This window comes from Streptomyces eurythermus, assembly GCF_014649115.1.
GTDB classification, from domain to species: domain Bacteria; phylum Actinomycetota; class Actinomycetes; order Streptomycetales; family Streptomycetaceae; genus Streptomyces; species Streptomyces eurythermus.
Genome location: NZ_BMSK01000002.1, coordinates 400,370 through 413,948, shown reverse-complemented (window position 1 = coordinate 413,948; position 13,579 = coordinate 400,370). Strand labels below are relative to the sequence as shown.

Genomic DNA, 13,579 nt, shown 5'->3' with positions numbered 1-13,579 from the left:
CCGGGATTCCAGGTTGACCACCGCAAACACAGGAAGGCCCAGATGAGCACGAGCTCCACTGCCCGCGCCGAGTTGCTGCAGCGGCGCCTGCGCGGCCTGACGAAGGCGAAGCACAGCGACGAGCTCGCCCCGGTGAGCCGAGACGGCGAGCTGCCGCCGTCGTTCGCGCAGCGCCGCCTGTGGGTGCTGGACCAGATCCAGCCGGGCGGCACCGAATACCTGATGGCGTTGCAGCTCAGGCTGCCCGGCTCACTGGCCGAGGAGGCGCTGCGGCGTGCGCTGGACGAGATCGTCGCCAGGCACGAGGTGCTGCGCACCCGGTACGTGACGGTGGACGACGAGCCGCTACAGGTGATCGACGCGCCCGGCGCCGTGGCCTTCACCCGGGTCGACCTGGCCGGCGGCGACCGGGAGGCCGCCGAGCAGCGGTTCGCCGAGCTGGTGGCCGAGGCCGGCGAGCGACCGTTCGACCTGGCCGGCGAGCACCCGGTACGGGCGCTGCTGGTCCGCCTGGCCGACGACGAGTACGCCCTGCTGCTGACCCTGCACCACATCGCCTCCGACGGTTGGTCGGAGTCGGTCCTGCTGTCCGAACTGGACCGGCTGTACTCGGCTTTCGCGGCCGGTCTGCCCTCTCCGCTGCCCCCGCTGCGGGTGCAGTACGCGGACTTCGCCGCCTGGCAGCGCGAACGGCTCTCCGGCCCCCGACTCGACAGGCAACTCGCCTACTGGCGATCGAAGTTGTCCGGCCTGGAGCCGCTCCGCCTGCCGACCGACCGGCCGCGCGGGCCGGTGCGCGACGCCGCCGGCGCGGAGGTCTCCTTCGAGCTGCCGGCGACGCTCGCCACGGCCCTGGTCCGGCTGGGCCGGAAGCACGGCGCGACGCCCTTCATGGTCACACTGGCCGCCTTCCAGCTGCTGCTCGGCCGGTATTGCCGGCAGAGCGACGTGGCGGTCGGCACCCCGGTGGCCGGGCGCGACCACCCCGACACGCACGAGTTGATCGGCCTGTTCGTCAACACAGTCGTCCAGCGCACCGATCTGTCCGGCGACCCGTCCTTCGTGGAGCTGCTCACCCGGGTGCGCGAAGACGTACTGAGCGGCTTCGAGCACCAGGACACCCCGTTCGAGCTGCTGGTCCAGGAGTTCGCGCCGGAACGGGACGCCTCCCGCACCCCGCTGGTGCAGGTGACCTTCCAACTGGACGACGCCGAGGCGGCCGGGACCCCCGCCGGTCTGGGCGGCGAGCAGCGGCCGGTCGACTGGGGAACCGCGAAGTTCGACCTCAGTCTCGCTCTGGTCCAGCGGCCGGACGGCTCGATGGCGGGCCATCTGGAGTACGCCTCCGCGCTGTTCGACCCGGCGACGATCCAGCGGATGGCCGGCCACTACCTGCGGCTGCTGGAGGGCGCCGTGGCCGCACCGGAGCACGCGGTGAGCCGCTTGGAACTGCTGACCGTTCCCGAGCGCGAGCAACTGCTCACCGACTGGGCCGGTACCGGCTCCACCGAGCCGGTCCGGCAGAGCATCCCCGAGGTGTTCCGGAGCTGGGCCGAGCGCACCCCCGACGCGGTCGCGGTGAGCTGCGACGGCGCCGACCTGACCTACGCCGAGCTCGACGCCAGGAGCGACCGGCTGGCCCACCGGCTGCGCTCGCTGGGCGTGCGGACGGACCATCTGGTCGGCGTCCGCCTGGAGCGCGGCCTCGACCTGGTGGTGGCCCTGCTCGGCGTGCTCAAGTCCGGGGCCGGCTACCTGCCGCTCGACCCGGGACAGCCGGCCGAGCGGCTGGCCTACATCCTGGCCGACTCCGAGGTGTCCGTCGTGGTCGGCCGGGAGCCGGCCGGCGACGCGGTCGCCACGGTGTCGCCCGACGCCCCGGCGGACGACTGGCCGGACACCCCACCCGCCCCAGCCGCGGGTGGGGACAACGTGGCCTACGTCATCTACACCTCGGGCTCCACCGGCAGGCCGAAGGGCGTGCCGGTGACCCACGCCAACGTACTGCGGTTGCTACGCTCCTGCGAGGCCGACTTCGGCTTCGGCCCCACCGACGTGTGGACGCTCTTCCACTCCTACGCGTTCGACTTCTCGGTCTGGGAGCTGTGGGGGGCGTTGCTGCACGGCGGCCGGGCCGTCGTGGTGCCGTTCGCCGTCTCTCGCTCCCCGCAGGACTTCCTCGAGCTGCTGGTCTCCGAACGCGTCACCGTCCTCAACCAGACGCCCTCGGCCTTCCGGCTGCTGGGCGAGGCGGTGGCCGAGGCCGGGTTGCGGCCGGACGCCCTGGCGCTTCGGACCGTGGTCTTCGGCGGCGAGGCCCTCGACGTGGCCGAGTTGGAGCCATGGTTCGCCCGGTTCGGCGACAGCGGCCCGGTCCTGGTGAACATGTACGGGATCACCGAGACCACCGTGCACGTGACGTACCGCCCGCTGCGTGCGGCCGAGGCGGCCGGGACGCGCCCGAGCCCGATCGGCCGGCCGCTGCGCGATCTGCGCGTCTACCTGCTGGACGACGACCTCAACCTGGTGCCGGCCGGCGTGCCCGGCCAGGTCTTCGTCTCCGGCCCCGGGCTGGCCCGCGGCTACCTCGGCCGCCCGGCGCTGACCGCGGAGCGATTCGGCCCGGACCCGTACGCGACGCGACCGGGGGCGCGCATGTACCGCACCGGCGACGTGGCGCGCTTCGGGCCGGGCGGCGACCTCGAATTCCTCGGCCGGGCCGACGACCAGGTCAAGATCCGCGGGCACCGGATCGAGCCGGGCGAGATCGAGGCGGCCCTCGGCCGGCTCCCGGACGTCGACAAGAGCGTGGTGCTCGCCCACCAGAGCAGCGGGCAACGCGAGGCGCGGCTGGTCGCCTACCTCACGGCCCGGGCCGGCCGCCGGATCGACGTGACCCGGCTGCGCGAGGACCTCGGCCGGGTCCTGCCGGGCTATATGGTCCCCGCGGTCTTCGTCCCGCTGGACACGCTGCCGGTGACGGCCAACGGGAAGATCGACCGCCGGGCGTTGCCCGATCCGGACGCGCACCGGGCTCGGGCCGACGGGGAGTACGTCGCGCCCCGGACCCCGGTCGAGCGGACCGTCGCGCAGATCTGGGCCGAGGTGCTCGGGCTCGAACGGGTCGGCGCGCAGGACAACTTCTTCGCCCTGGGCGGCGACTCGATCCGCGCCATCCGCGTGGTCGGAGCACTGCGCCGACGCGGGGTCGAACTGACCGTGCAGAACCTGCTGGTGCACCAGAACGTGGCCGCCCTCGCCCGGTTCGCGCAGTCGGCGAGCGCGCAGGCGGCGGCAGCGGACGCCGTCGGCGTGGAGGAGCAGCGAGTCGAGCCGTTCGCCCTGTTGACACCGCAGGACCGGGCGAAGCTGCCGGCCGGCCTGGTGGATGCCTACCCGATGTCCATGGTGCAGGCGGCCATGGCCTACCAGATGGTCTCGGACCAGGACAACAGCCCGTACCACAACATCACGCTGTTCCCGTTCCTCGACGACGCGCCGTTCTCGCTGCCCGCGATGCGCGAGGCGGCGCGGTTGCTGGCCGGCCGGCACGAGATCCTGCGCACCAGCTTCGATCTCACCGGCTTCTCCGAGCCGCTCCAGCTGGTGCACGCCGAGGGCACCATCGAGGTCGGTTACGACGACCTGCGCACGCTCGGCGCCGAGGAGGCCGAGCAGGCGCTGCGCCGGTTCACCGCGGACACCCGGCGCAACCCCTTCGACCTCGGCCGGGCGCCGATGCTCAGGTTCCACGTGCACCAGACGGCCGAGGACCGCTGGACCTTCTCCTTCATCGAGTGCCACGCCATCCTCGACGGCTGGAGCCACCACTCGCTGCTCGACGAGCTGATGACGGACTACCGGGCGCTGCGGGACGGCCGCGAGGCGGCCGCTCCCGGCACGCACACCGTGCGCTTCGCCGACCACATCGCCCTGGAGAAGCGCTCGCTGGAGTCCGCCGAGGACCGCGCGTTCTGGGGCGAGCAGGTCTCCCGATTCGACCGGGTCGAGCTGCCGGCCGCCTGGGCCGCCGCGCCCGACGCCGGGGAGTCGCCGTACCGGACAACGGTGCAGTTCGAGGATCTGGAGCCCGGCCTGCGCCGATTGGCGGCCGCCGCCGGGGCCCCGCTCAAGAGCGTGCTGTTCGCCGCGCACCTGAAGGTGCTCAGCGTGATCAGCGGCAGCGACCGCTTCCACACCGGCCTGGTCTGCAACGGGCGGCTGGAGACCGACGGCGGCGACCTGGTCCGCGGCATGCACCTGAACACCCTGCCGCTGGGGGTCGAGCTGACCGGGGCGAACTGGACCGAGCTGGTCGGCCAGGTCTTCGCCGCCGAGGTGGCGGCCTGGCCGCACCGCCGGTTCCCGCTGCCGGAGATGCAGCGCGAGTGGGGCGGCGGCACGCCGCTGGTCGACATCGCCTTCACCTACCTGGACTTCCACGTCCTGGACACCCGGCCGATCGAGTCCGCGAAGGTCGTCGACGTCAGCCCGAACGAGTTCGGGCTGGACGTGTGGACCTTCCCCGGCGTGCTGTACGTCTCCGGCCGACCCGAGCGGATCAGCCGCGCCAACGGGCGACGGCTGGCCGGGCTGTACCGCACGGTCCTGGAGCGCATGGCCGCCGACCCGGCCGGCGACTGCCGCCACAGCCCCGTGGACGAGCGCGAGAGGTCCCTGCTGCTCTCCTTCGCCGCCGGCCCCGACACCGCCTACCCCGAGCTGTGCCTGCACGAGCTGTTCGAGCAGCAGGTCTCCCGCACCCCGTCGGCGACCGCCCTGCGGTGCGCCGACGGCACGACCGTCGACTACGCCGAACTCAACGCCAGGGCCAACCGCCTGGCCAGACACCTGCGTTCGCTCGGCATCGGCCAGGAGTCCCGGGTCGGCGTGCTGCTGCGCCGGGGACCGGAGCTGGTGGTCGCGCTGCTCGCCGTGCTCAAGGCCGGCGCCGCCTACCTCCCGCTCGATCCGGCCCACCCGGCGCAGCGGCAGGCCACCCTGGTCGCCGACACCGACGCCCGGGTGGTCGTCACCCAGAGCGAGCTGACCGGCCTGCTCGCCGACTGCCCGGCCGAGCGGTGCCTGGTCGACGCCGACACGGCGATCGCCGACCAGTCGCCGGAGAACCTCGGGCGGACCGCCACACCGGACGCGCTCGCCTACGTCATCTACACCTCGGGCTCGACCGGCACGCCGAAGGGCGTGATGATCGAGCACCGCAACGTGGTCAACTACGTCTGCTGGTGCCTGGGCGGCTACACCCCGCTGGGCGGGACGGGCGCACCGCTGTACTCCTCGATGGCCTTCGACCTGCCGGTCACCTCGCTGTTCCCCGCCCTGCTGTCCGGCCAGCCGGTCACGCTCGTCGAGGACGACGGGACGCCCGGGATCGACGCCCTGGTCGCGGCGCTGGAGCAGGGCGGGTTCGGCATCCTCAAGCTGACCCCCTCCCACCTCGCCCTGCTCAACCAGTCGCTGTCACCCCAGGGCCTGCGCACCGCGGCGGGCCGGCTGATCGCCGGCGGCGAGGAGCTGACCCGGGAGAAGGTCTCCCGCTGGGCCGAGTTCGCGCCGGACACCGTGGTGGACAATGAGTACGGTCCGACCGAGACCACGGTCGGCTGCTCCCACCTCGAAGGCACCGCGGCCGACCTAGAAGCGGGTGTGCTGCCGATCGGCCGACCGTTCTCCAACACCACGATGCGGGTGCTCGACCGGTCGATGGAGCTGGTACCGGTCGGCGTGGTGGGCGAGTTGTACATCGGTGGCGCGCAACTGGCCCGCGGCTACGTGGAGCGGCCGGGCCTGACCGCCGAGCGCTTCGTGCCCGATCCCTACGCCGCAGTGCCCGGCGGGCGGCTCTACCGGACCGGGGACCTGGCCCGCCACCGTGCGGACGGAGTGCTGGAGTTCGCCGGCCGCGTCGACCACCAGGTGAAGATCCGCGGCTTCCGCATCGAGCCGGGCGAGGTCGAGGCCGCGCTGCGCCGGGAGGTCGCACTGCGTGAGGTGGCCGTGCGCGTGCACACGACGCCGAGCCACGAGCGGGAGCTGGCCGCCTACCTGGTGCCGGCTGACGGGACCGGGCTCGACCCGGTCGCGCTGCGCGACCGGCTGGCCCGGACCCTGCCGGCCCACCTCATACCGTCCAGGTACCTGGTGCTCGACAACCTGCCGATGACCCCGAGCGGCAAGGTGGACCTGGGCGCGCTGCCGCGGATCGACGAGGCTGCGACCGCCCGGCCCTACCGGGCGCCGCGCACGGCCGTGGAGAACATCCTGGCCAGGGCCTGGGCCGAGGCCCTGGGAGTGGCCGAGGTCGGGATCGACGACAGCTTCGCCGAACTCGGCGGGCATTCCATGACCGTGATGCGGGTGATCGTCAAACTCCGTGCCGAGCACGGCTACCAGCTGTCCTTCCAGGACTTCTACCGGCACCGGACGGTGGCCGAACTGGCCGTCGCGGTGACGGACACGAAGGCCGACACCCCGTCCGGCTCACAGGCCGCGGACTCGATCGTGTGGCTGCGCCGGGCAGGCACCAAGCCGCCGCTGTTCTGCATCCACCCGGGCAGTGCGCACTGGTTCGCCGAACTCGCCGAGCACCTCCCGGCCGACCAGCCGGTGGCCGCGTTCGAGTGGCCCGGGCTGACCCGGCCGTGCCCCGCCCCGGAGAGCGTCGAGCAGATCGCCGAGCTCAACCTGGCCGAACTGCGGCGGATCGCCCCGACCGGGCCGTACCGGCTGCTCGGCTGGTGCGGCGGAAGCCAGATCACCACTGAGATGGTCAGGCGGCTCCAGGCAGCCGGCGAGGACGTCACCTTCATGCTGCTGGATCCCGCTCTGGACACCTACGAGCGGGAGTACATGCACGACTTCGTGCGCAGGTGCCAGTACGCCGAGGCGGTGCTCGCCGAGCTCGCCGAGGCGAGCGGGGAGCGGATCGGCGACCTCCAGCAGGAGGCGGTGGCCGTCCTCACCAAGATCATCGATGAGGGTGAGGTGGACCCGCCGGTACCCGGGGACCAGTTCTGGCCCTCCCGGGTCCGGGTCTGGCGGCAACTGCTGCAGACCCGGCTCGACTACCGCCACACGCCCGTCCCCGCCCGGCTGCACCTGCTGGCCGGCGACGAACTGGCCGCCGGCGAGCACGAGGTCGCGGTCGGGGTGAGCTTCACGGACTTCACCGCCCGGTGGGCCGAACTGGCCACCGGAGGGCTCGAGGTCCACCGGGTGGGCGGCAATCACCTCGGTGTCCTGCGCGCACCCCACGTCGCGGAAGTGGCCGAGCTGCTGACCAGCCTGTTCGAGAACGACACCATGGCGACCAAGAGGGATGTGAAGTGATGCCGACCGTACTCACGGCCGACTCGCAGCAGGGCGTGGTGGTGCTGGACCCGGGCGTCGTACCGGCCCTGGAGGCGGCCGCCGCGGCTCTGCTGCCAGTGGCCGACGGACGCGTCGACGACGTTCGGTGGCTGCGCGAGGCCGGCCGACGGTGGCACGAACTGCCGCTGGCACTGCGCGAGTCCCTCTCGGCCTTCCGGCGCGACTCCGGACCCACCGGAGCGCTGCTCGTCCGCGGCCTGCCGGTGGACCAGGAGCTGCTGCCCGACACGCCGATGGTCAGCGGCTCCGTCCAGCGGGAGGCGACCATCCCGGCCGGCATGCTGATGCTCATCGCCAGCGCGCTGGGCGACCCCATCGCGTTTCGCCCGGAGAAGTCCGGCGCGATGGTGCAGGACGTCGTGCCGGTGCCGGGGAACGAGGAGTTCCAGGGCAACGAAGGCTCGGTGCTGCTGGAGTTCCACACCGAGAACGCCTTCCACCCGTACCGGCCGGACTACGTGCTGCTGCTGTGCCTGCGGGCCGACCACGAACTGGTGGCCGGGCTGCGTACCGTGTGCATCCGCCAGGTCCACCGGCTGCTCGGTGACGACCATCACGAGGCGCTGTTCAGACCCGAGTTCGTCACCAGCCCACCACCGTCCTTCGCGGCGGGGACGACCCAGCCGCAGCCGCACGCGGTGCTCAGCGGCGCGCCGGACGACCCGGACATGGTGGTCGACTTCGCGGCGACCGAGCCGCTGACCGAACGGGCCGCAGCCGCCCTGCGCGCCTTGCAGTCCCTGTTCGGCCGCCACGCGCTCACCCACCACCTCGTCCCCGGCGATCTGGCCATCGTCGACAACTCGGTGACCGCGCACGGCCGGACCGGCTTCATCCCGCGCTACGACGGGCGGGACCGCTGGCTGCAGCGCTCGTTCGCGGCACGCGACCTGCGCCGCTCGCTCTCCCACCGGCCGGGCGACGGCCATGTACTGCGCGGGTAGCGGTCGGCAACCCGCAGGCGATCGTGTACGAGGTCCCGCAGGCGCCGTGGCGTCCGGAGCCGGCCGTGACGAAGCGTTCGCGCAGGCCGACTTCCAGAAGGCCGGCCCCTGACCGGACGTGCACGCGTCAGCTCCGGGTCAGGTGGAGGTTCGCCCTGCTCGCCGGGCGGACCTCCACCTTTCGGCCCCGCCCTCGGGACGCCCCAACGGACGGTCCTCGCCGCAGTCGCTGTTCACCGGCGGTGGCCTCAGGCGGGCCGGGCTCCGTCCGGTCCGTGCGCCGGAGCCGTCGGCGCGGGACGTGCTGGTAGCCGTCGGCGACACCGTGAGGGCGCGATCGAAACCTGTCCGCCCGCCCTTCCGGGCAGTGGCGAGCGGCTGGTGGTGGCAGTTGGCCGTGACGGCGTTCGTGGTGCGCCGGTTCGTGGGCCGTGGCCTCCTGGCCGGCCTGAGCACGGCCCCGGACGGGACACTGCACCGCCTCGGCCACGTCGATCAGGTCTGCCGGCGCGAGGACCTGGCGGAGCTGGTCGCCGCCGACACCCCGCTCGGACAGGAGCAGGTCACCGCCCGGCTCGGGGTGCGCAGGGTCGAGTCCGACTGGATGGTGCGGCTCGGCTGGGTCCGCTCCCCGCAGTCGATCGAGGTCCGCTTCGGCACCAGCCGGGCCGGAACCGTCGACCTCGCCCGCTACCGGTCCGCCGACGGCGACGCGATCCCCGCCGCACACCCCGAGGCCGACTGGGAGCAGCTGCGCGATGGAGAAAGGCCGGCGCACCCCGCTCGCGGCGCCGGCGAAGCAGGCTACCCCTGCCTGCCCCCGTTTGCGCTCTTGCGATGCGACGCGGATCCCTCACGGCGGTCACCGCTGCCGACGCACTGATGGAGATCACCGGTCGGGGTCTGGTCTGCATCGCCCTGACCGACTTCGTCCCCGCAGCAGTAGGCGCTTTCACCCTGACCCGCTTCGCGGAGATGCGCCCTGGACCCGCCCCGGCCTGCGCCGACGGCACCGGCCGGACCTAACCAGCGTGTCGCCGGTGGGATAAGCGGGCTGGTCGGGGGTAGAACGGCTGATGGCTCGTGCGGTGTGCGAGCCGGAGCATGCCCGGTATGAGGGCTGTTCCCGGGTATGACACGAAGGACAACCAGTATGGCCAGCGGCACCGTGAAGTGGTTCAACGCCGAAAAGGGCTTCGGCTTCATCGAGCAGGACGGCGGGGGCCCGGACGTCTTCGCGCACTACTCCGAGATCAACGGCAGCGGCTACCGCGAGCTGACCGAAGGCGAGCACGTCACCTTCGACATCGGCCAGGGGCAGAAGGGCCCGCAGGCGCAGAACATCACCCGCGGCTGAGCGGGCGGGGGAACACACGAGGTGAGGCGGCTGTCCGGTCCGGCAGCCGCCTCACTCATGTCCGCAGGCGGACACACTGCGCCACGGCCACAAGAGCCCCACCAGCCTCAAAATCGTGCTTCCGCCGACTGCACCGTCCAAAGAGCGCGCACCACCGCACCACTCCCCCGACCACGCGTCACGCACCATGCACCACGCACCACGCACCACGCCTGAGCAGTAGGTCACCAACGCCCCAGGGCGACGGTCCGTGTCCGGTGGTACGCCCGCTCGTAGCGGGCCCGGCGCTCGGGCGGGAGGCCGGGCTCAGCCAGCGCGGCGGGCAGGGCGACGGCGCGGACGGGCCCGGTGAGGTCGATGAACGTGGGAATGAAGCCCAGGCGCCGGATCCGCCAGGAGCCGTCGGTCCGGACGAACCGAAACCAGGACAGCAGGCCCTCCTCGGTGGTCCCTCGTGGAACACGGTGCCGCGCAAGGAGATTGCCGTGGCCGTAGACCACCCAGGTGCCGTTGATCCGTTCGAACGGCTGGACCGCGTGGGCGTGGTGGCCGAGAATCACATCGACCGACGAACCGGCCGCCAGTTCCCCAGCCCAGGCAAGCTGGCGCGGGCTCGGTTCATGCACGTGCTCCCGCCCCCAGTGCATGCTGAGAACCACCACTTCGGCACCCGCGCGGCGAGCCCGGCGGCCTCGTCGAAGACGCGTTCACCGACCACGTTGGCCAGCCACGGCTTGTCCGCCGGCCGGAGTCTGCCGCCGAAGCCGTAGCTGTAGGACAGGTGCGCGACCGGGACGCCTTTGACCTCGATGATGTTCGGCCGGTCCGCCTCCGCCCGGTTCCGTGCCGAGCCGGTGTGCCGCAGGCCGGCCGCGTCCAGGGCGTCCAGGGTCCGGCGCACACCTGCCTCGCCCTGGTCGAGCACGTGGTTGGACGCTGTCGAGCAGCTGTGGAAGCCCACGTCCGACAAGGCTGTGGCGATCTGCGGCGGGGCGGCGAAACGCGGGAAGCCCGTGAACGGTCCCCTGGCCGGCGCCAGGGGTGTCTCGAGATGGCAGATCGCCAGATCGGCCCGGGAGACTGTCGACCTCAGCCCGGCCAGCATCGGCCCGAAGTCGAGCCCCTGGCCACCGGCCGCCCTGGCATCCCGGGCGGCCTGCTCGATCAGCGGAGGATGGATCAGGACATCGCCACCGGCGATCACGGTGAAGGACAAGCCCCTGCCCAACCGTACGAGCGATTCGAGGCGCTGTACGCCGTCGTGGGCGCACCTGAGGACCTTACGCGAGCCAGGCCGCGCCCGTCCCGGCGTGCTGCGCCGGGCCTTCGCGGAGCACGGTGGCCTTGAACGGGCACTTCACCACCGCGCAGCCCTCCGAGCTCGCGGCGGCCGGACAGCTCCTGGACAACGGACGGCACTGGGGCTCCTTCGCGGGTCGGACCTTGAGGTATGCGACGACGCCCACGGTGCGCAGCGCGGTGACGAAGTACAGGCGTGGATCTCCGCCTCGCTGGTGACGTTCTCCAGCTGCTTGGCGGCGGAGCCGGAGAACGCGAACCGGGCGGGGCGCGGGCCGTGCTGCGGGGTCATCAGGCGACGGCCGGGCGCTGGCGGGCGAGGCGGGCGAGGTGCTGCTCGCGCAGTTCCTCCCACGGAGTGCACTCCTCGACCGACGGCAGGCCGCAGGCGGCGATGTCCTCCAGGACGTCGGCGAACTGGTCGGCGGTGGCCCGGGTGTGGGCGGCGTACGCGCGTACGGCGTCGGCGGCCGCGGAGTCCAGTTGCTGCCGGGCGGTGTCGGCGGGGACCGGCTGTTCGCTCATCGAGGGCTCCCGAGGGCGCGGAACGGGCGGGTTCCACCACGGTATCGCGAGGCCGTGGCGGGCCGGGATCACTCCGACGGAACCTGCGGGCGCGGCCCCAGCCCCCAGGTGCACCCAGGTGCGGCAGCGCTCCGCGTCGACGGAGGCCCCCGACTACAACCCCCTCTGCGACTGCCCCGCCGTCCCACGCGCGTTCTGGATGAGCTGTGCGGCCTGCGCCGTCTGCCGGCCGGCTCGGCGCCTCGGCCGGGACCCAGCGGGCACCGGAAGCTGGGTCTGCCGGGCCCGGCGTTTCCCCTGGGCCGTCGGCCAGCAGCTCCTCGAAGGGCTGGCCGACGGAGCCGGCGGCGCGGGGTCCGGCGGACGAGGTGGTGGAGCGGTGGGACGGGAGGCGAAACGCTCCGGGCGGGGTCCGGTAGCGGCATGGGCGGGATTCCTTTGCCTCCCCGACGGCACCTGATCGAACGGGTGCCGTGCGTGCGGCTGCGGGTCACGCGTCCGGTTCGGCTCCGGTCATCAGGGCGAGCAGGCTGTAAGGGGCGTGGTCGTCGATCATGGTGGTGTAGAAGCCGTCGTCGTCCGCTTCCACCTCGGCGGCGCGGGAGAACGTCACCTGTTCGTGCGAAGCGAGCGCGGCTTCGGTGTCGCCGGGGTGCGTGGCGAGGGCCCGGCCGAGTCCGGCGCCGTCCGGCATGGCCGGGTTGGCGCCCTTGCCGTTCGGTGCCCGCGGGCGGGCGGCGTCCCCGAGCAGCGTCACCCCGGCCACGCGACGCCTCATCGCCTACCGTGCACGCGCTCGCTGGGGCCGGCCGGGCCGGCTTTTACGCATGCAACGGTCCCGAAGGACAGCCGAACCTCCGAAACCGACAATATCCGCATTTGTTCTACTTCGCTCTTCCTGGTGTGTCAGCTCATCCCGAATAGCCAGGTCGTGGATGCACGGAGCCACTTTGAGTCACCTGGCTCATTCGCGTTAGCCCAGCTCAGGAGAATGCTCGATACACTGATTCCGGCGAGGCATACCAGCCTCAGAAAAGCAGGGGCATCGCGAACACCATGAACGCAAACATGTCCGAGCGGAATGGAAACATCAGCCGACTCACCACAGCCGACCCGACCGTCCGTGCCGCAGACCGCACCCATTTCCCCCCTTCCATCCCCGAGAGGAAGAGGACACGCAAGGCAACCAGGACACAACAGGAACCCAGGCCGTCCGGGCCCTCCGTACCCGACCAGAACCAGGCCGCCGCACCGGACGCCACCTTCACGACCGCGCCCGTCCCCCTCTCACGCGGCGCAGCAGTCCGGATACGACCTCGCGGGGCCCGGCAAGCCCGGCCGGCCGGGGCGCGCTCCGAGACCGTGACGAAAGACGACCCCTGCGGAGGGTGGGCGGTGTGCCGGCGGCGCAGGGCTGAGGCGACCGCTCTCAGGCAGGCAGCGAGGTCACTGGCTGAATACCAGGCGCTGGTGAGGAGAGGCGCTCGGCTATCAGGCGAGACGGCGTAATGGCCGGCAGCCGCAGGGGCCGCTGGGGCCTCCTTGTCGCGATGCGGTTCGGCGTCGGCAATGGCCGGTATTGGCTGTGCTCGGGTGCGGACGTTGACACATTAATCGTTTTCGGCAATTCCGATTTGGCCAATCGGTGTTTGCGAGCCGTGTTGCCGCCGCTCCGGGCGGCAGTAGACGGCCTTTCGGCCATTTCAGCTCATGAGCTGATCGAGCGGCTCGTCGCCCAGGGCCGCGTTCGGATCACCCACGCTGATGATGACGAGGTCGCGGAGTCGCGGCGCGTCGTCGACCACGCGAAACGGCACGGCCTGAAACCAGCGGGCAAGCGCATTGAGAAAGTTGCGTACGGCGGGTCGGGGCTGGAGCTCGTCATAGGGGGTTGTTCCGGTCTCCGCGGGTCGGCCGGAAGCAGAACCGGGCGGCCCGGGTGTTCCGCGAGCCCGGGCTCCGCGCACATCAGGCCGTTCCTGCCCTCCGCGCCCGCCGGTCCCTCCGGCCGGGGCAGCCGCGCCCCTCCTGAACGCGGGACCGGACGAGCGGGCACGGCCAG

The 13,579-nt window shown here is 72.3% G+C and carries 9 protein-coding genes; 5 read left to right on the top strand and 4 right to left on the bottom strand.

Going from position 1 to position 13,579, the window contains the following annotated elements; genetic code table 11:
- Positions 1-42 precede the first annotated feature (42 nt).
- The 5 genes from IE251_RS04525 to IE251_RS04505 all read left to right on the top strand — a co-directional run bounded on the left by IE251_RS04525 (position 43) and on the right by IE251_RS04505 (position 9,693).
- Entirely contained in the window at positions 43-7,350 is a 7,308-nt protein-coding gene (locus IE251_RS04525) for a non-ribosomal peptide synthetase (RefSeq protein WP_189751584.1), read from the top strand.
- Positions 7,350-8,336 (top strand): TauD/TfdA family dioxygenase, encoded by a 987-nt coding sequence (locus IE251_RS04520; protein ID WP_189751583.1) that lies wholly within the window; start codon positions 7,350-7,352, stop codon positions 8,334-8,336. The genes IE251_RS04525 and IE251_RS04520 overlap by 1 nt, the downstream gene beginning before the upstream one ends.
- Positions 8,337-8,733: 397 nt before the next feature.
- On the top strand, positions 8,734-9,219 hold the full coding sequence (locus IE251_RS40690) for a hypothetical protein (protein ID WP_229896584.1): 486 nt from the start codon (positions 8,734-8,736) through the stop codon (positions 9,217-9,219).
- Positions 9,219-9,362: a hypothetical protein gene (locus IE251_RS04510; protein WP_189751754.1), complete on the top strand. Its 144-nt coding sequence runs from the start codon at positions 9,219-9,221 to the stop codon at positions 9,360-9,362. The genes IE251_RS40690 and IE251_RS04510 overlap by 1 nt, the downstream gene beginning before the upstream one ends.
- A gap of 127 nt (positions 9,363-9,489) precedes the next feature.
- A complete protein-coding gene (locus tag IE251_RS04505; protein WP_189751582.1) occupies positions 9,490-9,693 on the top strand; it encodes a cold-shock protein in 204 nt (67 codons plus the stop codon).
- Positions 9,694-9,917: 224 nt separating this feature from the next.
- On the opposite strand, the gene IE251_RS41645 is transcribed toward IE251_RS04505, so the two are convergent.
- From IE251_RS41645 to IE251_RS04485, 4 genes are all read right to left on the bottom strand, one after another.
- Complete coding sequence (locus IE251_RS41645) at positions 9,918-10,340, bottom strand: CapA family protein (protein WP_267924990.1); 423 nt, start codon at positions 10,338-10,340, stop codon at positions 9,918-9,920.
- Complete coding sequence (locus IE251_RS41640; RefSeq protein WP_189751580.1) at positions 10,250-10,909, bottom strand: CapA family protein; 660 nt, start codon at positions 10,907-10,909, stop codon at positions 10,250-10,252. The genes IE251_RS41645 and IE251_RS41640 overlap by 91 nt, the downstream gene beginning before the upstream one ends.
- A gap of 374 nt (positions 10,910-11,283) precedes the next feature.
- A complete protein-coding gene (locus IE251_RS04490) occupies positions 11,284-11,517 on the bottom strand; it encodes a hypothetical protein (protein ID WP_189751579.1) in 234 nt (77 codons plus the stop codon).
- A 490-nt stretch (positions 11,518-12,007) separates the two neighbouring features.
- Complete coding sequence (locus tag IE251_RS04485; protein ID WP_229896583.1) at positions 12,008-12,295, bottom strand: hypothetical protein; 288 nt, start codon at positions 12,293-12,295, stop codon at positions 12,008-12,010.
- Positions 12,296-13,579 lie beyond the last annotated feature (1,284 nt).